The organism is Sphingomonas sp. DMC8 (assembly GCF_056314185.1).
Window position 1 is genome coordinate 241471 of sequence record NZ_JBQUYV010000006.1, and the last position, 26109, is coordinate 267579.

Sequence of the window (26109 nt, forward strand, 5' to 3'; positions counted from 1 at the left end):
AATTAGCAAAAACTAATGGCCATGCCATCCTTCCGATTGGCCGGCGGGCCTGCGCGCGCGCACCTCGACGGGCAAAATTGCACAGAGGAGCTGCCATGTCGGGCATCGTCGTCCAGAATATCGAACGCGCCGATCCTGCAGTGATCGACGGCCTCGCCCATGCCGGCGTGGCGACCGTGCACGAGGCGCAGGGCCGGACCGGCCTGCTCGCCCCGCACATGCGCCCGATTTATGCCGGCGCGCGGATCGCCGGCAGCGCCGTAACCATCTCCGCCCCGCCGGGCGACAACTGGATGGTCCATGTCGCGATCGAGCAGCTACGCGACGGTGACATCCTGGTGCTGGCGCCGACCAGCCCGTGTACCGACGGCTATTTCGGCGACCTGCTCGCCACCTCGGCGCAGGCGCGCGGCTGCCGGGGGCTGATCATCGATGCCGGCGTGCGCGACGTGCGCGACCTGACGGCGATGGGCTTCCCGGTCTGGTCCAAGGCAGTGCATGCGCAGGGCACGATCAAGGCGACGCTCGGCTCGGTCAACGTGCCGGTGGTGTGCGCCAATGCGCTGGTGCACCCGGGCGACGTGATCGTGGCGGATGACGACGGCGTCTGCGTGGTACCGCGCGCCGACGCTGCCGCCGTGCTCGAAAAGGCGCAGGCGCGCGAGGCCGCCGAAGAAGCCAAGCGCAAGCGGCTGGCGGCGGGTGAACTCGGCCTCGACATCTATAATATGCGCCCGAAGCTTGCCGAGATGGGGCTGAAATATGTCTGAGCCGAGCTCCGCCCGCGTGATGTGGATGCGCGGCGGCACGTCGAAGGGCGGCTATTTCCTGGCCGACGACTTGCCCGCCGACAGCGCCGCGCGCGACGCCCTTCTGCTGCGCATCATGGGCTCGCCCGATCCGCGCCAGATCGACGGCATGGGCGGCGCCGACCCGCTGACCAGCAAGGTTGCGGTGGTACGCAAGTCGGCGCGCGCGGGCGTTGATGTCGATTACCTGTTCCTGCAGGTTTTCGTCGACCAGGCGATCGTTTCCGACGCGCAGAATTGCGGCAATATCCTTGCCGGCATCGGCCCCTTCGCGATCGAGCGCGGGCTGGTGGCTGCGGCGGACGGGGAAACCCGCGTCACCATCTTCATGGAGAATACCGGCCAGATCGCCGTCGCCACCGTGCAGACGCCGAGCGGCCGCGTCCGCTATGACGGGGATGCGCGGATCGACGGTGTGCCCGGCACCGCCGCGCCGGTCCCGCTCGAATTCCGTGATACCGCCGGCTCCTCCTGCGGTGCGCTGCTGCCGAGCGGCAATGCGGTGGACGTGGTCGAGGGCGTGCCCGTCACGCTGATCGACAATGGCATGCCGTGCGTGGTGATGAAGGCGGCCGATGTCGGCATCACCGGCTATGAGGATCGCGAGACGCTCGATGGCGACACAGCGCTCAAGGCGCGGATCGAGGCGATCCGGCTGGCCGTCGGCGAACGCATGAACCTGGGCGATGTGCGCGAGAAGTCGGTGCCGAAGATGATGCTCGTCGCCCCGCCCCGCAGCGGCGGCGCGGTGACAGTACGCAGCTTCATCCCGCACCGAGCCCATGCCTCGATCGGCGTGCTCGGTGCAGTCAGCGTCGCCACTGCCTGTCTGATCCCCGGATCTCCGGCCGCCGAAGTGGCGGTGATACCGAAGGGGCGCCGCAAGACGCTGTCGGTCGAGCATCCGACCGGCGAGACGACCTGCGTGATGGAACTGGATGAAAATGGCGCAGTCACCAGCGCCGCGATGCTGCGCACTGCGCGCAAGCTGATGGACGGAGAGGTTTTCGCATGAGCCGCATCACCAGCTGGCACGCCGATCCCAGCACACCCCGCTTCACCCCGCCGCCGGGCGCGGTCGATGCGCACTGCCATGTCTTCGGCCCGATGACCGAGTTCCCGTTCAGCGCCAAGGCCAAGTATCTGCCTGAGGATGCCGGGCCGGACATGCTGTTCGCGCTCAGGGACAAGCTCGGCTTCGCCCGCAACGTCATCGTCCAGGCGAGCTGCCACGGCACCGACAATGCCGCGACGCTGAACGGCATCGCCCGGTCGAACGGCAAGGCGCGCGGCGTCGCGGTGGTCGATCCCGCGATCAGCGATGCCGAGCTGGAGGCGCTGCACGCAGGCGGGATGCGTGGTGTACGCTTCAACTTCCTGAAGCGGCTGGTCGACGACGCGCCGAAGGACAAGTTTCTCGAAGTCGCCCGCCGTATCCAGCCGCTCGGCTGGCATGTGGTGGTCTATTTCGAAGCCGACATCCTCGCTGAACTCCGCCCCTTCCTCGATGCGATCCCCACCCTGCTGGTGATCGACCATATGGGCCGGCCAGACGTGGCGCAGGGGCCGGACGGGCCAGACATGCGGGCGTTCCGTGCGCTGCTCGACAGCCGCGACGACATCTGGACCAAGGTAACCTGCCCCGACCGGCTCGACGCCAAGGGCCCGCCCTGGGACGACTTTGCCGCCGCCGTCGCGCCGCTCGTCGCCGACTATCCGGACCGCGTGCTGTGGGGCACCGACTGGCCGCACCCGAACATGCAGGATGCGATCCCCGACGACGGCGCACTGGTCGACATGATCCCGCGCATCGCCCCGACGGCAGAACTGCAGCACAAGCTGCTCGTCGCCAATCCGATGCGGCTCTATTGGCCTGAAGAGGCAGTGCCGGCTTTCTCCGGCTGAGGCAGCACGCAGCGCCCGGCCGGACTCAACCGGCCGGGCGCGCAACGAATCAGAGGCTTTCGGAAAGCTGCTTGGTCTTTCCCGCGCCCGGGCCCGCGCCAAGATCGGCACCGGTCGTCGGATTGGCCGACGGATCGGACTTGGTACGGTCCGCAAGCTGTGTAAGCGCCATGCGGTCGGCGCCGCTCAGCTCGACACTGGGGGTACCGTCGCCGCCATCGGCGGGCAGCGTTTCGGTCAGATCGTCGATCCGCTCCCATTCCTCGCCTTCGTTCCATGGCCCGCGCATATCGCCTTCGCCCTGCGACGCGTTCACATAGGTGCTGGCATATTGCGGCATCCCCGGCAGCTTGCCCGGCGGGAGATTATCCTCGATCGAATAGAGCGCCTTTTCGAACGACTTCTGGTGCGCAATCTCCCGTGTCATCAGGAAACCCAGCGCATCCTTGATGCCGGGATCGTCGGTGATGTTGATGAGGCGCTCATAGACGATCTTTGCCCGGCTCTCCGCGGCGATGTTCGAACGCAGGTCGCAGGTGGGATCGCCGCGGCTGTCGATATAGGCAGCGGTCCATGGCACGCCCGAAGAGTTGGTGAGCGAGGGGCCGCCACCATAGAGCAGCGCCTGGGTATGGCTGTTACCACCCTGGTTGAGCGACAGGTAGAGATCGGCCTCCTCCAGATCGCCTTCGCTCAAATGCCCCTTCACGCCCTTGTTGAGCATCGCGACGATCGAGCCGATCACTTCCAGATGACTCAGTTCCTCGGTGGCAATGTCGAGCAGCATGTCCTTGCGGCCCGGATCGTCCTCCGCCAGCCCTTGCGTGAAATAGCGCATCGCCGCCGCCAGTTCGCCATCGGGGCCGCCAAACTGCTCGAGCATCAGCGAACCAAGCGCCGGGTTCGGCTCCGCCACCCGCACGGTATATTGCAGCCGTTTGTTGTGCATGAACATCGCGCCATCTCCTGATTTGCCGGTTGTTCAGGGTTAAGCGGCTGAATTACTTGGTTGTTTCAGAGTGCCGTCGGTGATGATTTCTTTTCGTCGGTAATGCAGGTGATTGTGCGGCCGCGACTCGCGCAGGAACGCCGCTCGTTCCGCGATCCTCAACCTGGATGTTGCGACCGGCACCCTTCGGCCGCGTCGATGACCCGGTATCGGTGCGGAACGGAGCCACGCCGCGCTTCGTTCACCTCGCAGGACTAAGAACAGCAAATACAGGAATTTGGCATGGCCGAGACGGAGAAGATGCAGGCCGCCGGCGGCGACGGCAAGAAGGGCGCGCCCGATGGTGTATCCGACGCAGATAGCCATGGCCGCAGCGCCGGAGAGAGTGAGGGCGGTGCCTATCCCAACCCCTATCCGGACAAAGCACGCAAGGAAGGGCCAGGGCATTTCATGGGCCATGGCGGGCAGTCGCATATCGACTATCATGGCGGCCCCAACCCGAATGCCGCCACGCGGGGCGAGGACTGATACCGGCGCTCCTCTCCGCAGCTTCCAACCAGCGGGGCAGATGGGCCGTTCCCCGCCGCCGGACCTCAGCGTTTTGCGTGACCCCATAGCTGCAACAGCGCGGCGAGGGCCGAACAGCCGCCCCCCAGCAGCGCGACGCCGGCCCAGCCAGCCGCCCCCCAGGCGAGCGTGGCGGCGGCCGATCCGGCTGCACCGCCCAGAAACATCGTTCCCATCAGCACGGTGTTGATCCGCGCCCGCGCCTCCGGGCGAAGCGCGTAGACGATATGCTGGTTCGAAACGAGCGCGCTCTGCACCGCGAAATCGAGCAGGATCACGCCGATCAGCAGGCCGGCGATACTGCCCCCCAGGCCGAAGATCGCCCAGCTAAGCGTTGCGAGCAGGGTACCGAACAGCACCACCCGATGCGGCCCGCGCCGGTCGGCCACGCGCCCGGCGATCGGCGCCGCAAGGATGCCGGCGGCGCCGACCACCCCGAACAGTCCGGCGACATCGGCGCCCAGCCCGAACCGCGGCGACTGGAGGTACAGCGCCAGGATCGTCCAGAAAGCGCTAAACCCTGCGAACAGCAAGGCCTGGGTAATCGCGGCCAGCCGCAATTCCCCGAAGGCGCGCCAGAGATGGCCGAGCGAGCGGAGCAACGCGCCATAACCGATCTGCGCCTCCGGGTGGCTGCGCGGCAGGCGCCACGCCATCAGCGCCGCCGTGCCAAGCGCGAGCGGCACACCCAGCCAGAACATCGCCCGCCAGCCGGCATGGGTGCCGACAAAGCCCGACAGCGTGCGACTGAGCAGAATGCCACAGAGAAGCCCCGCCATCACCGTGCCGACCGTCGCCCCGCGCCGGTCGGGATCGGCGAGATGGGCGGCCAGCGGCACCACCTGCTGCGCGACGCTGGCGGCGGCCCCCACGAGCAACGACGCGGCGATCAGCATCCCGGCACCGGGCGCCAGTGCCGCCGCCACCAGCGCGGCGGCGAGTATCAGGAATTGCAGTACGATCAGCCGCTTGCGCTCGTGCAGGTCGCCCAGCGGCACGAGCAGGAACAGCCCGGCGGCATAGCCCAGCTGCGTGGCGGTCGGCACCAGCCCGGTGGCCGCGCCGGGCAGATCGCGCTCGATGATGCCGAGCAGCGGCTGGTTGTAATAGATATTGGCGACCGCAATACCGGCAGCGGCGGCCATGGCCAGCGTAAGGCCGCGACCCAGCCGGAACGGCGTGGCGGCAGGGGCAGCGGGGGCGTGCAAGCGTGCGTCTCCTCAGCAGCGATGCGCCACAGATAGGGGGCGTCGCGCCCTATTGTTACGGTGCGACGGTTTGGGAGGCGCTTTCCGCGAGCAGATTCGCTTCCGCCCGGTGATTGTCGGGGTCGTCGACATGGCCGTCCGGATCGACATGGATCAGGATTTCGGTCCCCGGAAACGCCTCTCCCAGCGCCGCCTCGAGCCGTTCGACCACGTCATGCGCTTCGGCGATCGTCATGGTCGGCCGCATGCTGACATGGAACTGCACGAAATCGCGGTGTCCGCTGGTGCGGGTGCGCAGGTCGTGCAGGCTCTTCAGTTCGGGATGGGTAGCGGCGATCTCGACGAAGCGGCGGCGCTGCTCTTCGGGCCATTCCCGGTCCATCAGCTGGTCGATCGCCGCGACCGAGGCACGCCACGCGCCCCAGAGCAGCCACAGTGCAATCGCGATGCCGAACAGCGGATCGGCCCCCGCGAGGCCGAGATAGCTTTCGCACACCAGCGCGCCGATCACCGCCGAATTGAGATAGAGGTCCGAGCTGTAATGGATGCTGTCGGTGGTGATCGCGATCGAATTGGTGCGGCGGATCACCGAGCGCTGATAGCGGGTGAGCGCCAGCGTCACGACGATCGCGATCACCGACACGGCAATGCCATCGGCGGGATGCGCACTCGTCTCGCTCTGCACCAGCCGCTGGATCGCACGCAGCAGGATAGCGAAGCCGGAAATCGCGATGATCGCCACCTGGAACAGCGCCGCCAGCGCCTCCGCCTTGCCATGGCCGAAGCGATGTTCGTCGTCTGCGGGCTGCGCCGCCCAGTGCACGCCGCCCAGCGTGACCAGCGAGGCGATCAGGTCTAGCCCCGAATCCGCCAGGCTCGCCAGCACCGCGACCGAACCGGTCTTGACGGCGGCATACCCCTTGATCGCGCCGAGGAAGAGGGCGCTGCTGACACTGGCGATCGCGGCGCGACGGGCAAGGTTGCTCACGGGTAGAGCATGCCTTCGTGCCAGCCCTCACCCAGGCGGGTGAAGACACGGCGCTCGTGCAGGCGATGTTCGCGGTCGAGCCAGAACTCGATCCGCTCGGGGGTGACGCGATAGCCGCCCCAATGCGGCGGGCGCGGCACCGGCTGCCCCTCGAACCGGGCGCGCACTTGCTCGTAACGTGCCTCGAACGTCGCGCGGGCATCGAGCGGACGCGACTGGTCCGATGCCCAGGCGCCAAGCTGCGAATCGCGGCTGCGGCTGGCGAAATAGGCGTCGGACTCGGCGTCGCTGACAAAGCCGATCGGCCCTTCGATGCGGATCTGGCGGCGCAGCGACTTCCAGTGGAATAGCAAGGCGACCTGCGGGTTGGCGGCAAGGTCGCCGGCCTTGCGGCTCTCGCGGTTGGTGTAGAAGACGAAGCCGCGCTCGTCATAGCCCTTCAGAAGCACCATCCGCACCGAGGGCTTGCCCTGCGAGTCCGCCGTGGCCAGCGCCATCGCGTTGGAATCGTTGAGTTCGGTGGCGCGCGCCTCGACATACCAGTCGTGGAACAGCGCGAAGGGGTCGGTGCTCATGGGTCTGCCTCTACAGCCAAATTGCCGCCGTTGCGATGGGCGGAACAAGCGCGACCCTTGGCGAATTGAATCGGGCCTGCAACGAGGAGACATCCGCATGGCCGCGCGCGCCTATTGGCAGGGACAGATACGGCTGGCGCTGGTTTCGATTCCCGTCGAGATCTACACCGCCACCAAGTCCGGCGCGCAGATCGCCTTCCACCAGATCCATGAACCGAGCGGCCAGCGGATCAAATATGAGAAGGTCGCCCCCGGCATCGGCGCGGTCGAACCCGACGAGATCGTCAAGGGCTATGAGGTCGAGAAGGGCGAATATGTCCTGCTCGAACAGGACGAAATCGATGCAGTGAAGCTCGAATCGAAAAAGACGCTCGAGCTGACCCAGTTCGTCGACGCCGACGAAATCGACGTGCTTTATTATGAGCGCCCCTATTTCGTGGTGCCCGCCGACGACCTGGCCGAGGAAGCGTTCATCGTGCTGCGCGAGGCGCTGCGGCGCGCGCGCAAGGTGGGGCTCGGCCAGCTGGCGATGCGCGGCCGCGAATATGTCGTCAGCCTGAAACCCTGCGGGCGCGGCATGATCCTGGAGACGCTGCGCTACGCCGATGAGGTGCAGAAAGCGCAGGGCTATTTCCGCGATATTCCAGACAGCGAGCCCGACACCGAGCTGCTCGAACTCGCCCAGACGTTGATCGAGAAAAAGGCGGGCAAATTCAATCCGCAGAGTTTCCACGACCGCTATGTCGACGCGCTGCGCGATCTGATCGAGCGGAAGAAAAAGGCGAAGGGCGCGAAGATACTGGAGGATCCGGACAAGGGCGAAAGCCGCGGATCGAATGTGGTCGACCTGATGGCGGCGCTGAAGAAGTCGCTGGGATCGGACAGCGCGGCAGCACCAAAGGCCAAGCCGGCAGCGAAAAAGGCGCCGGCGAAGAAACCGGCGGCGAAGAAACGTGCCTGAAACCGACCGCCTCGCCCGCTACAACGCCAAGCGCGACTTCGCGAAAACCGCCGAGCCTGCCGGCACCGTCGCGAAGGGCGCCGGCAACCGCTTCCTCGTGCAAAAACATGATGCGACGCGGCTGCACTGGGACTTTCGGCTCGAAATGGACGGGGTGCTGAAAAGCTGGGCGGTAACGCGCGGCCCCAGTCTGGACCCGGCCGAAAAGCGGCTGGCGGTGCGCACCGAGGACCATCCCTTGTCCTATGCCGATTTCGAAGGAACGATCCCCCAGGGCCAATATGGCGGCGGCACGGTAATGCTGTGGGACAGCGGAAGCTGGGAGCCGGTTGCGGGCAAGAGCGCGAAGGATCTGGAGAAAGGCCATCTCCACTTCGTGCTGCATGGCCAGCGGATGCAGGGCGAATGGCTGCTGATCCGGCTGAAGCCGCACGGCAAGGAAAAGGCCGAGAACTGGCTGTTGCGCAAGATCGACGACGCTTTTGCCGGGGCCACCGACGCGCTGGTGGAGACCGGCCTGACCAGCGTGAAGACCGGCCGGACGATGCAGGAAATTGCGGAGGGAAGGTCGCCTCTTTCCAAAAAGGGGAAGCGCCCGCCCCACGCGCTCCCCTCCCGCTTGCGGGAGGGGTCGGGGGAGGGGCTTGAAGGCCAAACCGCTCCCGCTGCCTCCTCCCCTCCCCCAGCCCCTCCCGCAAGCGGGAGGGGAGGGAAGGCGCCCAGCGGTGCGAAAGGATCGAAACAGCTCTCCTTCACCCCCGTCCAGCTTGCCACGCTGGTCGACACCGTCCCCACCGGCAACCAGTGGCTCCACGAGATCAAATATGACGGCTATCGCGCGCTGATCGCCACCGGTGCGGGCGGCGCGCGAATCTATACGCGCTCCGGACTCGACTGGACCGATCGGTTTCCCGGCATTGCCAAAGCCGCCGCCGCCCTGCCGCCTGGCGCGCTGATCGACGGCGAGATCGTCGCGATGCAGGACGGCAAGCCCGATTTCTCGGCCCTGCAGGCGGCGATTTCAGCCGGCGGCGAAGGGCTGACCTGTTTCGCCTTCGACCTTCTCTCGGAAGGCGGTGAGGATCTGACGGCGCTGCCCCAGATCGAGCGCAAGGAACGGCTCCGCGCGCTGCTCGACGGCGCGGACGATGCTATCCGCTATTCGGATCATGTCGTTGGGAATGGCGAGAAGCTCTTCGACGCGATGTGCCGCGAAGGGCTGGAGGGCGTGGTGTCGAAACGCGCCGATGCGCCCTATCGCGGCGCCCGCACCAAAGCCTGGCTGAAAACCAAATGCACCCACCGACAGGAATTCGTGATCCTGGGCTGGACCGCCTCGAGCGCCAGAGGCCGTGGATTCAAGTCGCTGTTGCTGGGACTGAACGGGCCGGAGGGGCTGGTCTATGCCGGCAAGGTCGGCACCGGCTTCGGCAGCGAGACACTGCTGACGCTGCGCGAGCGGATGGATGCGCTTGCCACCGATGCCCCTGCAACGAAGGTGCCCCGCGCCGAAGCACGGGGCGCGCATTGGGTGAAGCCCGAACTGGTCGCCGAAATCGCCTTTGCCGAATTCACCGCGGAAAAGGTGGTGCGCCATGCAAGCTTTCTGGGCCTGCGCGAAGACAAGCCCGCCAGCGCCGTGGTGGCGGAGACGCCCGCCAAACTGCCCGAAGCCGCTGCCTCCACCATCAAGATCAGCAACCGCAGCCGGGTGATCTTCCCCGAATCGAACCTGACCAAGGGCGACCTGGCCGATTATTATGCGGCGGTAGCGCCCATCGCCCTGCCCTGGCTGGCCGACCGGCCCGTCAGTCTGGTCCGCTGTCCGCAAGGGCGCGCGCGGCAATGTTTTTTCCAGAAGCACGACGCGGGCAGCTTTGGCGAACAGGTCCACCATGTCGACGTCCGCGAAAAGGACGGGTCGGTCGAACCCTATCTTTACGTGTCGGATGTCGACGGCATGCTCGCCTGCGTCCAGATGGGCACGATCGAGTTTCATGGCTGGGGCGCGCGCGTCGTCGACATCGAAAAGCCCGACCGCATGGTGTTCGACCTCGATCCCGACGAAGGACTCGACTTCGCCGCGGTCAAGAAGGCGGCCGAGCATCTGAAGGACCAGTTGGCCGACATGGGGCTGACCAGCTGGCCGATGCTTTCGGGCGGCAAGGGGATCCATGTGATCGTGCCGCTGGTGCCGCGCGCCGAATGGCCGGCGGTGCGCAGCTTTGCCGAGCGCTTTGCCCGCGCACTCGCTCAGGCCGAGCCCGAGCGGTTCACCGCCAACCTCAAGAAGGCCAGCCGCAAGGGACGCATCTTCATCGACTATCTGCGCAACCAGCGCGGCGCGACGGCGGTGCTGCCCTATGTCGCCCGCGCCCGCGAAGGCGCGCCGGTGGCCGCGCCCGTCACCTGGACTGAGCTGCGCGACATCGAGAGCCCGCGTGCCTTTTCGATCCGCGACGCCGCCACGTTGCTCGACAGAGCCGCCGGCCGCGCACTCCGCGGCTGGGGCGAGGCCGACCAAATGTTGCCGGATCTGTAACGCCGCTGTCACGAGCTTTACGCATCCATCGCCTAGCCGACGGGTCTGGAAAGGCATGTCGGTGCTTGCAGCTTCGCCCGAAATCATCCGCTGGGTGGCGGCCCATGTCGTGCCGCAGGAGCCCTATGTCCGCGCCGCGCTGCGCCGCGCGGGCGTTTCGGATTCCGATGCCGACGACCTGATCCAGGAAGGCTATTGCCGGCTCGCCGCGCTGGAAAGCGTAACGCATGTCGACCGGCCGGGCGCCTATTTCATGCAGCTGGTGAAGAATCTGTGGCGCGACCAGCTGCGCCGCGCACAAATTATTCGCTTCGAGGCGGTTACGGAAAGTGCCCATCTGTTCGTCGAGGCAGAAGAACTGGGCGTGGAGGCCGCCGTGGCGGCGCGCGAGCAGATTCGGCTGGTCGAGCGGCTGCTGGCCGATCTGCCCGAACGCTGCCGCACCATCTTCACGCTCAAGCGAATCGAGGGGCTGCCGCAAAGAGAGATTGCGCAGCGGCTCGGCGTAAGTGAAAGCGTCGTCGAAAACGACGTGCAAAAGGCACTCCGGACGATCCAGCGTGCGCTGCGGACGGAACGGATCGAGAAGGACGAAAAGGGCGTTGGCGAACCGCGGCACTTCCGCATCCCGGCTTGAAGACGAGGCTGCCGCCTGGGCAGCCCGCATCGACGCAGCGCCCGCTTCCCGCCACCCCGGCCTTGAACAATGGCTGGCCGCGGACCCGTCGCACCGCGGCGCCCTGCTGCGCGCGCAGGCGACGCTGGTAATGCTGGGCGGCGCGGTGCCGGAAGCGCCGGCGGCGGCGGAAGCGGAGGAACGGCGGCCCCGGCACTGGCCCCGCTGGGCCATCGGCGGCGGCGCTGCGCTGGCGGCATCGCTGGCAGCGGTGGCGCTGCTGCTGCCCGGCGGCCAGCGCATCCATACCGATATCGGCGAGGTACGCTCGGTCGCGCTGCACGACGGTTCATCGCTGGCCGTCGACGCGCGCAGCGCGCTGGTGGCAAAGGTCGACAATGCCCGACGGGAAGTGACGCTGGAAGACGGCAAGGCGCTGTTCCGCGTGCGGCACGATGCCGCGGCGCCCTTTCGCGTTATCGTCGGCGATGTGACCATCACCGACCTCGGCACCGTGTTCCAGGTCTCGGCCGACCGCGATGCGGGCACTGTCGACGTGCTGGTATCGCAGGGGATGGTCGAGGTGCGCAGCGGCGGACGCACCACGCGCCTCGCCGCCGGCCAGCGCGCGCATTTCGCCATCGATGCCGATGCGAAGACGGCCACAGCGCCGGTGGAACAGATCGACGCCGCCGGCATCGACCGCGCACTTGGCTGGACCAATGGCCGGCTGGAACTGGACGGCGAAACGCTGGGGGAGGCCGTGGCCGAACTCAACCGCCACAACCGGCTGCAGATCACGCTGGCGGGCGCGGGACTGGCCGGCGAAAAGCTCTACGGCGTGTTCCGCATCGACGATCCCGCCGGCTTCGCCCAGGCGGCTGCAATGGGTACCGCCGCCTCCGCACGGATCGGCGACGATGGAATCGTCATCGCCCGGCACGAAAAAAGATGAATCGGCCGTAAGGAAAACCCCGCCGCCCTCGTCGAGCGATCGAGGACCGCGCCATTCCGGCGCTTTGGGGGTGGAATATCATGGGACGGAAAAATCGCTGGCTCGGCGCGACAGCTGTCGTGGCGATGACCACGCTGGCGCAGCCTGCGCTGGCCCAGGTGCAGCATTTCAACATTCCGGCGCAGGAAGTGACCGGCGCGGTGCGGCTGTTCGCCCACCAGGGCGGCGTGCAGATCATCGTTGCCGGCAGCGTCGGCGGCGGGCGCCGCACCAATGCCGTGTCGGGCAAGCTGCGCGTGGCCGATGCGCTGAACCAGATGCTGGCGCGCACCGGGCTGGTGGCGCGCAGTGCCGGGCCGAACAGCTATGTCATTGTTGCCCAGGACCGTCCCGCCGAATCATCGCGCAACGAAGCCGCCGAGGCAAAGCCCCAGGACGCGCCGCAGGAAGTGGTCGTGACCGGCTTTCGCGCCTCGCAGCGTGAGGCGGTGGCGGAAAAGCGCAGCGCCGACAATGTGATCGAGACGCTGCACGCCAATGACGTGGGCAAGCTGCCCGACCAGAATGTCGCCGAAGCGATCAAGCGCCTGCCCGGCCTGTCGGTCGCCAACGATCAGGGCGAGGGCCGCTACGCCATCGTCCGCGGCATCGACCCCGCGCTGCTCAACGTCACGCTGAACGGCCAGACGCTGCCGGCGCCCGAACCGGGCAGCCGCCAGGTGAAGCTGGACGACCTTCCCTCGGCGATGATCCAGTCGGTTGCCATCACCAAGTCGCTGCTGCCGAGCCAGGACGCCAACGCGATCGCCGGTGAAGTGGCGATCCGCACCCGCACCGCATTCGATAGCGCGAAGCCCTTCTTCCTCGACGCGCGCGCTGCGCAGGGCTGGTACTCGCTCAACCACAAGGTGCCGTACGAACTCGACGGCACGGTTGGCGGCCGCTTCGGCAAGGAGCAGCAGTTCGGCGCGGTCCTCTCGGTCAATTATTCGGAACGACCGATCCGCAGCGAGAACTATCAGGGCTCGAGCAACTGGAGCAGCAGCGGCGTGCCGGACGGCAACGGCCTGCGCGACTATAATCTCACCCGCACCCGGCTGGGCGTGGTCGGCAATCTCGACTGGCACCCGAGCGACACGGTGAAGCTGTACCTGCGCTCCAGCTATTCGCAGTTCAAGGATCACGAGATCCGCGACCAGAACCGGCTGGCGCTCACCACCTCCACGGCGCCCTACAAGGCGACCGGCACGATCCTGGTGCGCAACCGCAACGAGGACGACAACACCAAGTCGGTCACGCTCGGCGGCGAGTTCCGCGACGTTGCCGGCGGCACGCTGGAAATGTCGGGTAACTGGACCAATGCGGAAAAGCGCGATCCGCTGCGCAGCGAATTCACCTTCACCACGGCCAAGGGCGCGCTGACGGTCAATTACGACCCCTCGACCTATCCCTATACGCTGACGCCGACCACGGCGGCATTCACCACGCCTTCGCTGTTCACCTACAGCAAGGTCAATTTCGACCGGCGCTTCACCTATGAAGAGCTGTGGCAGGGCCGCATCGACTATAGCCATCCGATTGCGATTGGCGACGATTCGAGCATCAAGGTCGGCGCCAAATATCTGAGCCGCGACAAGTTCAACGACCAGAACAAGCAGAATTACGGCACCGGCACCACCAAATGGACGCTGGACAGCACCGTCGCGAGCATCCGCAACACCAGCTTCTATGACGGCATGTTCGCGTTCGGCGAGCGGATCAACTATGACAACGCGCTGGCCTATTTCAACGCCAACCCGTCGGTTGCGAAGCTGAACACCAGCTCGACGATCAGCGACACGCTGTCGAACGATTCGGACGTGCATGAAAAGATCACGGCCGGCTATGTGATGGCGTCGCTGAAATTCGGCGGCCTCACTGTCCTGCCGGGCGTGCGCGTCGAACATACCGAAGACGATGTGAAGGCGAAGGTCGTCAACGCCAATTCCACCGTCAACGATGGCTATAACAGCTTCGGCCACAACAGCTACACCGACTTCTTCCCGGGCGTGAACGCCAAGCTGGACCTGGGCCACAATCTGCTGCTGCGCGGCGCAGTGACGACCTCGATCGGCCGGCCGAACTATTCGAATCTGGCGCCCTATGTTGTCGTCGACACCAGCGACCCCGCCGCCGCAGCGATCTCGCTCGGCAATCCGGGTCTGAAGCCGTATCGCGCGGTGAATTACGATGCGACGGTGGAATATTATCCGGCGCCGGGCGCAATCCTGTCGGCCGGCGTGTTCCACAAGGACATCGACAACCCGATCTACAGCAGCGGCTCGCGTCAGACCAACTTCACGGCGGCGGGTATCACCTATCCGGTAGCGAACGTCACCCAGCTGGTGAACGCCGATTCCGAGACGCTGACCGGCGTTGAAGGCAATGTGCAGGTGCAGTTTACCTTCCTGCCCGGGCTGCTCAGCGGCTTCGGCGTGTCGGCCAACTTCACCCATGTCTGGGGCCATGCCAGCGCGAGCGCGGTTCGCGCCGGCGATATCCCGCTCGCCTTCCAGTCGAAGAATGTCGGCAACGCGCAGATCTTCTTCGAGAAATATGGCCTTAGCGCGCGCGTGGCATTCAATTATCGCTCGTCCTATATGGACACGCTGGGCGGCAGTGCCGCGACCGATCAATATACCGACGGCAACGGCCAGCTCGACGTGCATCTGAGCTACCAGGTCACGCCGCAGTTCACGCTGTTCGGCGATGCGATCAACCTCAACGACGCCCCGTGGCGCCGCTATATCGGGTCGAAGAATCTGCTGATCGAACGCGAACATTATGGCCAGCAGCTGCGCGGCGGCGTGCAGATCCACTTCTGAACCAACGACAAGTAAGGAGAGACTATGCGCAGGATCGGACTGGGGCTGGCGGCAGTAGCGCTGCTGGCCGGCGCTGGCAGCGCGGCGGCACAGTCCGCCAGGGCCCCGTCCGATCCGCTGGTGGTCGACCGCGTCGTGGTGGTGATGCGCCACGGCGTCCGGCCGCCGACCAAAGCGCCGGCCATGCCGGTGGAAGTCACCCCCGAGCGCTGGCCCGACTGGCCGGTTCAGCCCGGCTGGCTGACGCCGCACGGCGCGCAGGCGGTGGCGCGGCTGGGTAGCGTCGACGGCCGCAACTGGCGCCGCCTCGGCCTGCTGCCGGCGCAGGCCTGTCCCACGGCAGACATGCTGCGGATCGTCGCGGACAGCGACCAGCGCACGATCGAAACCGCCAAGGCATGGGCGGGGGCAGCACTGCCCGGCTGCATGCCGGCGATCGACCATCGTCCGCAGGACGAGCCCGACGTCCGCTTCTCCGCGATCGAATCGGGCAAGGCGCCGCTCGATCCGGCAGCGGCGGATGCCGCCGTGGCGGAAGCGGTGGGCCCCGGCGGCACCGCGACGCTCGATGCGCAGAACCGTCCGCTGCTCGCCCGGCTCGACGCCATCTTGTGCGGCGTCGCGCGCAGCGGCTGCGGCATCTCCGCCACGCCGACCGGGTTGGTACCGGCACGCCCGGACAAGCGCCCCAAATTGTCGGGCGCGCTCGATCGCGGCTCGACCGCGGCGCAGGTGCTGCTGCTCGAATATGCCGAGGGGAAACCGATGCAGCAGGTCGGCTGGGGCCGTGCGACCGCTGCCGACGTCACGCGCCTGTCGGCGCTCCATGCGCTGGAGTTCCGGCTGCTTGCCCGGCCCCGCCCTGTCGCCGCCGCCAATTTCGCCGGCCTCGCCCCCATCGTCCGCATGGGCCTGGGCGATCAGGGGCCGCGGGTCACGCTGATTTCCGGTCACGACACGCAAGTGGCCAATCTCGGTGGCCTGCTCGACGTGCACTGGCAAGTGCCGGGCTTCGCCGCCGACGATCCTGCCCCGGGCGGCGCGCTGATCCTCGAGCGGCTGCGCGACAAGGCCGGCGCCACCTATGTCCGTGTCCGCTACCGCGCGCAGACACTGGAACAGCTGCGGAGCGCCGCCCCGCTCGACATGGCCGGCCCCTATGACCGCGTGCTGCCGATTCCCGGCTGCAAGGCGCGCGGCGTTGAGGGGCTGTGCACGCTCGACGAGGCGCTCGCGCTGCTCGGCTGACGCGCCTCCGCACATCTCGCGTGTTGCAAGGCAGCATGGTTTCGCCCATCAACGCGGGCGGAAACAGGGGAAGCGTTCGTGGCCAGCCGCGCCGAGGCAGGATTGTTCGACGCCGGCGTCATCGCCGATCGATGGGTTGCCGACTATTGCGGCCAGGCCCCGGCGGGCGACATGCTCGCAACCAGCCAGTGCGAGGCCTGGACGGCGCTGTTCGAAGAACTCGCCGCACTGTCCGGTGACGGGCTGACGATCGCCCGCGAACGCGCGCATCGCCATGCCGAGGACATCGGTACCGGCTACCGGATCGGCGAGGAAGGCGAGGAACGCCCCTGGCCGCTCTCCCCCGTACCGCTGCTGATCGGTCAGGCCGAATGGCGCGGAATCGAGGCCGGCATCGTCCAGCGTGCCGAGCTGATGGAAGCGCTGCTGCGCGACCTGTACGGCCCGGCCCAACTGGTCGCGGACGGGCATGTGCCCGCCGCACTGCTGACCGGCAGCCCGTTCTTCCTGCGCCCGCTGACCCATCTGACGCCACCGGGCGAGCATCACCTGCATTTCGTCGCCTTCGATCTGTGCCGCGGGCCGGAAGGGACATGGCGCGTTCTCGCCGACCACCTCCGCGCGCCCGCCGGCGCCGGCTATGCGCTGGAAAACCGACTGGCGATGGCCCGTACGCTCGGCGAGCTGCAGGGCAGGCTCAACATCGAACGCCACGCCCCTTTCTTTGCGGCGTTCCGCGACGGGCTGGCCGCCGCCTGCCGCCGCGCCGAGCCGCGCATGGCGCTGCTGACGCCGGGCCGCTTCAACCCCAGCTATGCCGAACAGGCGCATCTGGCCCGCTATCTCGGCTTTCTGATGGTCGAGGGTGCCGACCTCGCGGTGCTCGACGACAGGCTCTATGTCCGCACCATCGCTGGGCTGAAGCGGATTGATGCGCTGTGGCACCGGCTGGATCCGCGCCTGCTCGATCCGCTGGCACTCGATTCGCATTCGGGAATCGGCGTCCCCGGACTGATCGACGCGATGGTCGCCGGCAATGTCGTGATCGCCAATGCGCCCGGTGCCGGGCTGCTCGAATCGCCCGCCTTTGCCGCCTTCCTGCCGCGCCTGAGCGAAGTGTTGACCGGGGCGCCGCTCGCACTCCCCAACATCGCCACCTGGTGGTGCGGCCAGCCGAGCGAGGCGGCGGAAGTGCTCGCCCGCCTCGACCAGTTGCTGGTCGCGCCGGCGTTCGGCGCGGCGCCGTTGGGGCTGCCCGACGGCAAGGCGGTGCTGGGCGCGCATCTCGACGCCGAGGCGCGCGGCACGCTGGCGGAGGATATGGCGCGCCGGCCGCAGGATTATGTCGGGCAGGAAGTCGTCCAGCTTTCGACCATGCCCTTCGTCGCTGAGGACCGGCTGGTGCCCCGCCCCTTCACCGTCCGCGTCTTTGCCGCCCGCGACGCCAAGGGCGGCTGGGCGGTGCTGCCCGGCGGCTTCGCGCGGATCGGCGAGCATCCCGACACCCGCGCCGCCGTGATGGGCGAAGGCAGCTGGTCGGCCGATGTCTGCATCCACGGGCCCGAGCCGGTGGCGCCGGTGTCGCTGCTCCCCTCGGGCGATTCGACGCAGCTGCGCCGCAACCCCGGCACGCTGCCCAGCCGGGTGGCCGACAACATGTTCTGGCTTGGCCGCTATCTGGAGCGCGGCGAGGCCCTGCTGTCGGTGCTGCGCGTGCTGCTCGGCCATTCGATCAGCGCCGATACCGGGGCTGCGCTGGCGCCCGACACAGTGGCGCGGCTGGCGGGCCTGGTGGTCGCCGCCGGCGCGGCCCCGGCCCCCCGCGCGCTGAAGCGGCACGACCTGACCCAGCTCGCCCGCACCGCGCTCGAATCGACTGACGGCGTGCAGAGCGTGCGGGCGATCAACCGGCAGGCGCGAATGATCGGCGCCGTGTCGCGCGACCGGCTTTCGGCCGACATGATCCGACTGCTCGATGCGCCGTTCCCCGATCGCGGCGTCCTGCTCGATCGCGCCGGATCGCTGCAGCGGCGCTATTCGGCGCTGGCGGGGCAGGCAGGCGAACATATGGGCCGTACCGATGCCTGGCGCTTCCACGATCTCGGCCGCCGTATCGAACGCGCACTGGCGACCCTCAGCTTCCTGCGCGCGCTGGGCGGTCCCGCAGCGACTGCCGATGACCTGTCGACGCTGCTCGACCTTGCCGATAGCCAGATCAGTTATCGCCAGCGCTATCTGACCGGCATGGCGCGCGTTCCCGTGCTCGACCTGCTCGCGCTCGATCCCGGCAATCCGCGCGGCATCGCCTTTCAGGCGGCGGCGATTTCGGCGCATCTCAATGCGCTGCCGGTGCTGTCCGACGACGGGCTTGCCGAACCGCAGCAGGAACAGGCGCGCGGCATCGCCGCCACGCTGGTCACGAGCAAGGCAACCGGCGTCGACGACACCTGGCTTGCCGATCTCCAGTCGCGACTATGGACGCTGTCGGAGGCGATCGGCCGCCGTTACTTCCTCCACGGGGCCGAGCCGCTGCGACAGACGGGGCTGGTGCTGGCATGATGCTCTACCAGATCCGCCACGTGACCCGGTTCGATTATGCCCGGCCGGTCGCATTCGCGCGCTGCAACTTGCGGCTGAAGCCGATTCTCTGGTCCGGCCAGATGATCGAGGACTATGCGCTCGCCATCGAACCGCATGGCCGCACCTTTCCGGCGCGCGCCGAGGCGGGGCTGGCCAATGTGATGCGGCTGGTGGTCGAGCAGGATGCGAGCAGCCTGACGATCGAAAGCCGCGCGCGCATCCGCGTCGACCGGCCGATTCCCCTTCCCTCGGCCAGCGACCCGACACTGGCCGAGGTTGCCACCTGGGCGCGCGAAAGCCGCGATCCCACCCCGGCGGGGCCGGCCGCCTATCTGTTTCCGTCGCCGCTGATTCCGCTCGACCGCGAGATTGCCGCCTGGTGCCGGCAAGAACTCGATCCCGCGCGCGGCATCCTCGAGGCAGGCATCGCGCTAGCCCAGCGCATCCAGCGCGAATTCGCCTTCGATCCGACCGCCACGCTGGTCGATACGCCCCCGCACGAGGCCTTCGCCAAGCGCGGCGGCGTCTGCCAGGATTTTGCCCAGATCATGCTTTCGGGGCTGCGCGCGGCCGGGCTGCCCGCCGCCTATGTCTCGGGCTATCTGCGCACGCTGCCGCCACCGGGCCAGCCGCGGCTGGTGGGGGCGGATGCCACCCATGCGTGGGTGCTGCTTTGGTGCGGGCCAGAGATGGGCTGGGTCGGCGTCGATCCCACCAACGGCATCTGGATGGCGGAGGACCATGTCGTCGTGGCGATCGGCCGCGACTATGCCGACATCGCGCCGATCGACGGCATCGTACTGGGATCGGGCGCACAGGACATGCACGTCTCGGTCGACGTCGCCCCGCTGGAGCTGGCGGTGCCGGCATAAACGCTGATCTTCCCCGCCAAAGAAGCATTGGAACCTACCGCTTCGGGCCGCGCCTTGCCCCGAAGTTCAGCCGCCGCGTGACGTTATAGTCGAGCACCGCCATTACGAAATACGCACCGAACTGCTTCACCCGCGTCCACCAGCTGGTGCGCGCTCGGTAGAGCTCGGGGGTGATCCGCTCGGAATGTGCCACTTCGCCATCGACATAGGCGCGGACATGCGCGGCAAAGGCCGGATCGGCGATGCGCAGCATCAGCTCCAGGTTCAGGAACATGCTGCGAATGTCGAAATTGGCCGAGCCGATATGCACGACATCGTCGATCACGAACAATTTGGTGTGCAGCTTGGTCGGCTGATATTCGTTGATCTGCACGCCCTTGCGGAGCAGCCCGGCATAGGTGAAGCGCGCCGCCCATACCGCCGCGCCATGATCCATCTTCGACGGCAGCACCAGTCGCACCCGCCCGCGCTCACCGGCGCGGTCCAGCCGGCGCAGCATGGCGGGACTGGGTGCGAAATAGGCAGCGATAATGTCGAGCAGCGCTGCCCGGTCCATATCGCGCTTCACCACCCGCGCCCAGGGCGACAGCCGCCGCATCGGTCCGCCGAGCAACCAGCGCGTGGTGCCGTCGGGCTCGCTCCAGGTGCGCAGCGTACGCCCCAGCGACCGCAGCGAGGCGCGCGGGCGCTGCGTCCATCCCGCCAGCGCGTCGAAATAGCCGACCAGTCGCGCTGCCGCCGGCCCTTCGACCAGCAGCCCCAGATCGCGCCAGGCCTTTTCGTCGGCAGTGCCGAAATAGCTGTCCTCGATATTGAACCCGCCGATGATGACCCGCGCCTCGTCGGCCAGTGCCAGCTTCTGGTGGTTGCGCAGCAGATAGCGCCGCCCCCAGCGCGGCACGAAGCGGCACATCTCGACGCCGGCCGCGCGCAGCGGATCGAAAAAGGCACGCGCCGCGGCATGTTCGCTGCCCAGCCCGTCGACAATCAGATGAACCCGCACGCCGCGCCCTGCCGCCGCGATCAGTGCATCACGCACCGCCACCCCGGCCGCATCGTCGACATAGATATAATAGAGCACGCGCAGCGTCCGCTCGGCCCCGCCGATCAGCGCGAGCAGCGCCGCCATCCGCTCAGGCCCCTCGGGCAGCAGCGTCAGGCGATTGCCGTCGACCGTGAAACTGGGCTGGGAAAGCGGCGGCATGGCCCGGTGATGACGGGCGGCGCCGCCTTCGGCAAGCGGCATGGTTTCGGCATAAGCGGCCATCGCGCGTCGCGTCTCCTGCTGATACGCGGGCTCAACGATCGAGCGACGATAGGGTTCGGTGGTGGCGGGGCTGCCGCTTTCCTTGACATTTCGGGACTCGCCGCCTAACTGGCCGGTCTTTCCGGACACTATTACTCCAAGGAAGCGTAGATGGCGCGCGTCACAGTCGAGGATTGCGTAGACAAGGTCTCCAACCGGTTCGACCTGGTGTTGTTCGCCGCCCAGCGCGCGCGGCAGATTTCAGGCGGCGCCGAGCTGACGCTCGATCGCGACCGCGACAAAAACCCGGTCGTCGCCCTGCGCGAAATCGCCGAAGAGACGATCCGCCCGGATCATCTGGAAGAAGCGGTAGTGTCCAGCCTGCAGCGCGTCCGCATCGACGATGAGGAAGCGCCGGACGAAATCGGCTCGATCGCAGCCCAGGCCGAGGCGCTTCGCCTGACCGCAGCTGCACCGCCGCGCAACCAGAATCTGGGTGGCGATTACGACGGCTGATCGCCGGACGCATCGGGTTCACAAGGGGCTGGCGGAAACGCCGGCCCTTTTTGTTGGCGGGACGGGAGAAATTACTGTGCCACGCCCCAAAGCTGGGCCCGCGCCTTCGCCAGCTCGGCCGTGAACGCTTCGAGCGAATCGAGCCGCGCGTCCAGTTCCTCCGGCGTCACGCCCAGCCAGACCGAGTCATCATAGGCCGCCCGCGCCGCCATCAGATCCTGTCCGGCGCGATAGCATTCGCTGATATACAGCGTTTCGAGCAGATCGGCGGACCGGTCCTTCGGGCTCAGGCGGATCGCGCCATATTTCACCAGATATTCGGTAAGAATGCCTTCGTTCGAGGTGCTGACCATCGCGCAATCCCCTTTCCTGCGGGACATGGGGATGCGGATTGCCCGCGCAAGAGCCTCAGTCCTGCGGCGCCACTGGTTCAGGAGTCTCGCTCCGCCCCTTGAATCCCTGCGCCACGACATACCATTCCACAGAGCCCTTGCGACTGGCGGGCGGCTTGGCGTGCTTCACGGTCGCAAAATTGCGCTTCATCTCGGCGACCAGCGCCGAATCGGCACCGCCGGCGAACACCTTGGCGACGAAATCGCCACCGGGCTCCAGTGTGCGCACTGCGAAGTCGAGCGCCGTTTCGACCAGCGCCATGGTGCGCAGCGCGTCGGTCTGCGGATGGCCGACCGTGTTTGCGGCCATGTCCGACAGGATCAGGTCCGGCGCGCCGCCCAGCGACTCGATCAGCCGGTCGGGCGCGGCATCGTCCATGAAATCCATCTGGAGCAGCGTCGCGCCTTCGATCGGGTCGACCGGTAGCAGGTCGATGCCGACCACCGCCGCCCTGGGCAGCCGCCGCCGCACCACCTGCGTCCAGCCGCCTGGCGCCACGCCCAGATCGACAACGCGCTTCGCGCCCTTCAGGAAATCGAACTTCTCGTCGAGCTCGGTCAGCTTGTACGCCGCGCGGCTGCGATAGCCTTCCGCCTTGGCGCGCTTGACATAGGGGTCGTTGAGCTGGCGTTCCAGCCAGCGCGTCGATTGTGCCGTGCGCCCCCGCGCCGTACGCACGCGGACATGGCCGCGGCCGCCGCCCCTGCTCATAGAAAATCCCTCACAATCCGGTGCCGCCGATCAGCCGCCGCAAAATACCTTCGCGAATGCCGCGATCGGCAATGCCCAGCCGTTCGGCGGGCCAGATGTCAAGGATCGTCTCCAGAATCGCGCAGCCCGCGACCACCAGGTCGGCGCGCTCATTGCCGATACACGGCACCTGTGCGCGTTCCTTCAGCGCCATCGCGGCGATCCGGCTGCTCACGTCGCGCATCGCCGCCGTGGGCACGATCAACCCGTCCACCACGGAGCGGTCATAGGCGTTGAGACCCAGATGCACGCTGGCGAGCGTCGTCACCGTGCCGCTGGTGCCAAGCAGTCGCGGCGTGCCCTTGGGCGTGCGGAGCCGCGCGACGAAGGGCGCAAAGCTGTCCCGCACCCGCTCGCGCATTGCGGCATAGCTGGCGGCGCGCGCCGCGGCATCCCCCGCACGGCCATGGCCGACCGCTTCGGTCAACGACACCACGCCCCAGGGCGCGCTGTGCCAGTCGAGGATGCGCGGCGTCGGCGCCTGCGAATCGACCAGCACCAGCTCGGTCGAGCCGCCGCCGATGTCGAACACCAGCGCAGGGCCGTCGCCGGGTTCCAGCAACGCATGGCAGCCGAGCACGGCCAGCCGCGCCTCTTCCTCCGCCGTGATGATATCGAGTGCGATGCCGGTCTCGCGATAGACGCGCTGGATAAAGGCCGCGCCATTTTCCGCCTGGCGGCAGGCCTGGGTCGCCACCGACCGCGCCAGCGCGACATTGCGGCGCTTGAGCTTGTCGGCGCAGATGCGCAGCGCCGCGAGCGTGCGGTCGATCGCGGCATCGGACAGGCGGCCGGTGGTCGCCAGTCCCTCGCCCAGCCGGACGATGCGCGAAAAGGCATCGACCACGGCAAAGCCCGCGCCCTGCGGCCGGGCGATCAGCAACCGGCAATTATTGGTGCCCAGATCGAGCGCGGCGTAATGCCGCGCGTCCGGGAAACGCGAAGCCGGGCGCTTGCCGGCGGGTGGCGGGGCACTACGGGCCTCCCCGGCGCGCCGCCCGCGGGGCATTCTGGCGGAGCCATCCCCCATGGTTTCAACTCACTTATGTTCTTCCGTCACGGACCAAAAACGGCCCGACCGGTGCTTGGATGCAACGCTAGCGCAGCGAAACGGCACGCGCAAGGCGAGCGGCCAATGCGGCGTTGACACCGCTGCGCCTTCGCCCTATCTGGCGCGGCCTGATCGGTGCCCCGTCGTCTAAAGGTAAGACTACGGACTCTGACTCCGTCAATTGAGGTTCGAATCCTCACGGGGCATCCAATCGCTTTCTACATTTCCCGCAATCGTCCCGCTTCCCTCGCACCGTCTCGCAGTGTCACCGGCCGCTCCCGCGCGTTAGGGCAAGCCACGGATTGCAAGAGGAGCGACATGGCGCGCGATTTCCCTACATCGGGCACCTGCTGGCTATGGCCCGCGCTGGCCTTGCTGGCGCTATCGCTCGCCGGCATCGCGCTGCACCTCGCGCTGGGCTTTGCCCGCGGCTTTCCGCTCGACAGCGCCATCCTGCTGGCACTGCGCCAGCCCGGTGCGCCGGGCACGCCGATCGGGCCGCGCTGGCTGCTCCAGTCGATGATCGACCTCAGCGCGCTCGGCGGCTACACCCTGCTCTGGTTATTCGGCACGGCGACGATCCTGTTCCTGTTCGCCTTTGCCCGGCGCGCCGAAGCCGGGCTGCTGGCCGGGTCGCTCATCGGCGCCTCACTCCTCAACGCGCTGCTGAAGCTGGTCCTGCACCGGCCCCGACCGGAGGTGGTGCCCCATCTGGCGCAAGTGTCGAACGCCAGCTTCCCCAGCGGCCATGCGATGATCGCCACCGCCGTCTACCTGACCCTTGCGGTAATGCTCGCCCAGACCCAGCCGAGCCGGTGGGCGCGCGCCTATCTGCTGGGGTTTGCGACACTGCTGGTGCTGCTGATCGGCTGCAGCCGCGTCTATCTGGGCGTGCATTGGCCGTCAGACGTGTTGGCCGGCTGGTGTTTCGGCGCGCTGTGGGCGCTGGCGGTGTTCGCGATCAATGCGCGGCTGCACCGCCGCCGCTGATACTCAGCCTTCCGAGGCCTGCGTCGTCCAGCCGAGCCGGGGGATGGTGATCGATCGCTTGCCGGCCAGGTCCACGCGCGTGACGAACAGGCCCCTGCTCTCGATATATTGCATCAGCCGCCGCACCCGCCCCAGCGAGCTGGTGCCATAGCTGGTCGCGATCTCGGTATCGCTCGGGCAGGGCAGTCCTTCGCGTGCCGCGCGCGCCACCAGCAGAAACGGCCCCAGCATGTCGTCGGGCAGCGCCCGGGCTGCCTCCAGCGCCTGCGCCCAGTCGTCATCCGGGTCGCCATGGATGCCGGCGCGCGCCGCCGACAGCCGCCGCACGAAATTCGACAGGTCGAGCGGCGGGCGGGTCAGCCCCACCATCCGGCAGCGCACCTGAAAATCCTGATAGAGCACTGCCGGCGAGCGCAGCGCGGATTGCTCGTCCTCGACGATCGCGCGCAGCACATCGGCGATAATGCCGGCCACTTCCTCGGGATCGCGCTCCGGCTCGGCAGGGTTGGCGGCGGGCGCCGTGCGCACCAGCGCCTCGAGCAGCGTTTCGGACTGCGCCTGCACCGACGCGGGCGGCGGCGCAGGCGGCACCCATTCGGGCTCTGCAGGCGCGAGCAGCAGATCCTTGATCTCCTCGGTTGGGGCTTGGGGAAGCGGCGTCAGCTTCGGGGACGAGCTGCGCGCGCTCGTTTCCACCGATCCGATCCGGATCGCCACCGGTCGCCGCGTGATCGCCGGGCCAAGCCCCAGGAAATGGCCGCGCTGCAGGTCGCGGATGCTTTCCGCCTGACGCCGCTCCATGCCCAGCAGATCGGCCGCGCGCTGCATGTCGATGTCGAGAAAGGTGCGGCCCATCAGGAAGTTCGACGCTTCCGCCGCGACATTCTTGGCGAGCTTGGCCAGCCGCTGCGTCGCGATCACTCCCGCCAGGCCGCGCTTGCGGCCGCGGCACATCAGGTTGGTCATTGCGGAAAGCGAGGCGCGGCGCACTTCCTCCGCCACTTCGCCGCCGCCGGCGGGCGCGAACAGCTGCGCCTCGTCGACCACCACCAGCGCCGGATACCAATGCTCGCGCGGCGCATCGAACAGCCCGTTCAGGAAGACGGCGGCGCAGCGCATCTGGCCTTCCGCCTCCAGCCCCTCCAGGCTCAGCACCACCGAGGCGCGATGCTCGCGGATGCGCCCGGCAAAGCGCGCCACGTCGCGCTCGCTATGGTCGACCGCCTCGATCGCGAGATGGCCGTACCGGTCGGACAGGGTGACGAAATCGCCCTCGGGGTCGATCACCACCTGCTGCACATGGCCGGCAGACTGTTCGAGCAGGCGCCGCAGCAGGTGCGATTTGCCCGAGCCCGAATTGCCCTGCACGAGCAAGCGGGTGGCAAGCAGCTCCTCCAGATCGACCGGCACGGGGCTGCCCGTGCCGTCGACGCCCATGTCCACGCTGACGGTCATCGCGCCCGCTTTGCCGGATCAAGGGGGCCAGCGGCAAGGGCGGCGGTACGAAAAGCTGTGGGCGAGCGA

General features: G+C 67.6%; 23 protein-coding genes and 1 tRNA gene. 15 read left to right on the forward strand and 9 right to left on the reverse strand.

Annotated elements, in window-relative coordinates; genetic code table 11:
- Positions 1-95 precede the first annotated feature (95 nt).
- The 3 genes from ligK to ACT53K_RS13820 are packed head-to-tail and all read left to right on the forward strand — an operon-like array spanning position 96 to position 2714.
- Positions 96-770 (forward strand): 4-carboxy-4-hydroxy-2-oxoadipate aldolase/oxaloacetate decarboxylase, encoded by a 675-nt coding sequence (ligK, locus tag ACT53K_RS13810; protein WP_476229260.1) that lies wholly within the window; start codon positions 96-98, stop codon positions 768-770.
- Complete coding sequence (locus tag ACT53K_RS13815) at positions 763-1824, forward strand: 4-oxalomesaconate tautomerase (protein WP_476229261.1); 1062 nt, start codon at positions 763-765, stop codon at positions 1822-1824. The genes ligK and ACT53K_RS13815 overlap by 8 nt, the downstream gene beginning before the upstream one ends.
- Positions 1821-2714, forward strand: coding sequence for an amidohydrolase family protein (locus ACT53K_RS13820; RefSeq protein ID WP_476229262.1), 894 nt, complete (start codon positions 1821-1823; stop codon positions 2712-2714). Before ACT53K_RS13815 ends, ACT53K_RS13820 begins: the two co-directional genes overlap by 4 nt.
- A 49-nt stretch (positions 2715-2763) precedes the next feature.
- Here the strand turns inward: ACT53K_RS13820 and ACT53K_RS13825 are convergent, their stop codons facing one another.
- On the reverse strand, positions 2764-3669 hold the full coding sequence (locus ACT53K_RS13825) for a manganese catalase family protein (RefSeq protein ID WP_476229263.1): 906 nt from the start codon (positions 3667-3669) through the stop codon (positions 2764-2766).
- A 276-nt stretch (positions 3670-3945) separates the two neighbouring features.
- Between ACT53K_RS13825 and ACT53K_RS13830 the strand changes: the two genes are divergently transcribed.
- Entirely contained in the window at positions 3946-4191 is a 246-nt protein-coding gene (locus ACT53K_RS13830) for a hypothetical protein (protein ID WP_476229264.1), read from the forward strand.
- Positions 4192-4256: 65 nt separating this feature from the next.
- Here ACT53K_RS13830 and ACT53K_RS13835 read toward each other — a convergent pair whose 3' ends face one another.
- From ACT53K_RS13835 to pdxH, 3 genes are read right to left on the reverse strand one after another with little or no spacing between them, the layout of a single operon-like run.
- Positions 4257-5438 (reverse strand): MFS transporter, encoded by a 1182-nt coding sequence (locus ACT53K_RS13835; RefSeq protein ID WP_476229265.1) that lies wholly within the window; start codon positions 5436-5438, stop codon positions 4257-4259.
- A gap of 55 nt (positions 5439-5493) precedes the next feature.
- Complete coding sequence (locus ACT53K_RS13840) at positions 5494-6426, reverse strand: cation diffusion facilitator family transporter (RefSeq protein ID WP_476229267.1); 933 nt, start codon at positions 6424-6426, stop codon at positions 5494-5496.
- Positions 6423-7001: a pyridoxamine 5'-phosphate oxidase gene (gene pdxH, locus ACT53K_RS13845; protein WP_476229268.1), complete on the reverse strand. Its 579-nt coding sequence runs from the start codon at positions 6999-7001 to the stop codon at positions 6423-6425. Before pdxH ends, ACT53K_RS13840 begins: the two co-directional genes overlap by 4 nt.
- A gap of 97 nt (positions 7002-7098) precedes the next feature.
- On the opposite strand from pdxH, the gene ku reads away from it, so the two are divergent.
- The 8 genes from ku (at position 7099) to ACT53K_RS13885 (ending at position 19639) form a co-directional block, all read left to right on the forward strand.
- The gene (gene ku / locus ACT53K_RS13850) at positions 7099-7962 is read left to right on the forward strand and encodes a non-homologous end joining protein Ku (RefSeq protein WP_476229269.1); all 864 of its coding nucleotides are present in this window, start codon (positions 7099-7101) and stop codon (positions 7960-7962) included.
- Positions 7955-10504, forward strand: a complete 2550-nt coding sequence (ligD, locus tag ACT53K_RS13855; protein ID WP_476229270.1) for a DNA ligase D — start codon at positions 7955-7957, stop codon at positions 10502-10504. The genes ku and ligD overlap by 8 nt, the downstream gene beginning before the upstream one ends.
- A 55-nt stretch (positions 10505-10559) precedes the next feature.
- Positions 10560-11141 carry an RNA polymerase sigma factor gene (locus ACT53K_RS13860; RefSeq protein ID WP_476229271.1) on the forward strand — a complete coding sequence of 194 codons (582 nt, stop codon included), beginning with the start codon at positions 10560-10562 and terminating at the stop codon, positions 11139-11141.
- Positions 11107-12075, forward strand: coding sequence for a FecR family protein (locus ACT53K_RS13865; RefSeq protein WP_476229272.1), 969 nt, complete (start codon positions 11107-11109; stop codon positions 12073-12075). The genes ACT53K_RS13860 and ACT53K_RS13865 overlap by 35 nt, the downstream gene beginning before the upstream one ends.
- Positions 12076-12155: 80 nt before the next feature.
- Positions 12156-14939 carry a TonB-dependent receptor gene (locus ACT53K_RS13870; RefSeq protein WP_476229273.1) on the forward strand — a complete coding sequence of 928 codons (2784 nt, stop codon included), beginning with the start codon at positions 12156-12158 and terminating at the stop codon, positions 14937-14939.
- A gap of 24 nt (positions 14940-14963) precedes the next feature.
- Positions 14964-16187: a histidine-type phosphatase gene (locus tag ACT53K_RS13875; protein ID WP_476229274.1), complete on the forward strand. Its 1224-nt coding sequence runs from the start codon at positions 14964-14966 to the stop codon at positions 16185-16187.
- 78 nt (positions 16188-16265) lie between these two features.
- Complete coding sequence (locus ACT53K_RS13880; protein WP_476229275.1) at positions 16266-18746, forward strand: circularly permuted type 2 ATP-grasp protein; 2481 nt, start codon at positions 16266-16268, stop codon at positions 18744-18746.
- Positions 18746-19639 carry a transglutaminase family protein gene (locus tag ACT53K_RS13885; protein WP_476229401.1) on the forward strand — a complete coding sequence of 298 codons (894 nt, stop codon included), beginning with the start codon at positions 18746-18748 and terminating at the stop codon, positions 19637-19639. Before ACT53K_RS13880 ends, ACT53K_RS13885 begins: the two co-directional genes overlap by 1 nt.
- 34 nt (positions 19640-19673) lie before the next feature.
- On the opposite strand, the gene ACT53K_RS13890 is transcribed toward ACT53K_RS13885, so the two are convergent.
- The gene (locus ACT53K_RS13890; protein WP_476229402.1) at positions 19674-20885 is read right to left on the reverse strand and encodes a phospholipase D-like domain-containing protein; all 1212 of its coding nucleotides are present in this window, start codon (positions 20883-20885) and stop codon (positions 19674-19676) included.
- 171 nt (positions 20886-21056) lie between these two features.
- Here ACT53K_RS13890 and rpoZ point away from each other — a divergent pair, with 171 nt between their 5' ends.
- Positions 21057-21401: a DNA-directed RNA polymerase subunit omega gene (gene rpoZ, locus ACT53K_RS13895; protein ID WP_476229276.1), complete on the forward strand. Its 345-nt coding sequence runs from the start codon at positions 21057-21059 to the stop codon at positions 21399-21401.
- A gap of 71 nt (positions 21402-21472) precedes the next feature.
- On the opposite strand, the gene ACT53K_RS13900 is transcribed toward rpoZ, so the two are convergent.
- From ACT53K_RS13900 to ACT53K_RS13910, 3 genes are read right to left on the reverse strand one after another with little or no spacing between them, the layout of a single operon-like run.
- Positions 21473-21754 (reverse strand): hypothetical protein, encoded by a 282-nt coding sequence (locus ACT53K_RS13900; RefSeq protein WP_476229277.1) that lies wholly within the window; start codon positions 21752-21754, stop codon positions 21473-21475.
- A gap of 55 nt (positions 21755-21809) precedes the next feature.
- Positions 21810-22505, reverse strand: coding sequence for an RlmE family RNA methyltransferase (locus ACT53K_RS13905; protein ID WP_476229278.1), 696 nt, complete (start codon positions 22503-22505; stop codon positions 21810-21812).
- Between the two features lie 10 nt (positions 22506-22515).
- Positions 22516-23553 carry a Ppx/GppA phosphatase family protein gene (locus ACT53K_RS13910; RefSeq protein WP_476229280.1) on the reverse strand — a complete coding sequence of 346 codons (1038 nt, stop codon included), beginning with the start codon at positions 23551-23553 and terminating at the stop codon, positions 22516-22518.
- Positions 23554-23731: 178 nt separating this feature from the next.
- Between ACT53K_RS13910 and ACT53K_RS13915 the strand changes: the two genes are divergently transcribed.
- A tRNA-Gln gene (locus ACT53K_RS13915) sits at positions 23732-23805 on the forward strand.
- A 108-nt stretch (positions 23806-23913) separates the two neighbouring features.
- Positions 23914-24585 carry a phosphatase PAP2 family protein gene (locus ACT53K_RS13920; RefSeq protein WP_476229282.1) on the forward strand — a complete coding sequence of 224 codons (672 nt, stop codon included), beginning with the start codon at positions 23914-23916 and terminating at the stop codon, positions 24583-24585.
- Positions 24586-24588: 3 nt separating this feature from the next.
- Here the strand turns inward: ACT53K_RS13920 and ACT53K_RS13925 are convergent, their stop codons facing one another.
- The gene (locus ACT53K_RS13925) at positions 24589-26040 is read right to left on the reverse strand and encodes a helicase HerA domain-containing protein (protein WP_476229283.1); all 1452 of its coding nucleotides are present in this window, start codon (positions 26038-26040) and stop codon (positions 24589-24591) included.
- Positions 26041-26109: the final 69 nt, after the last annotated feature.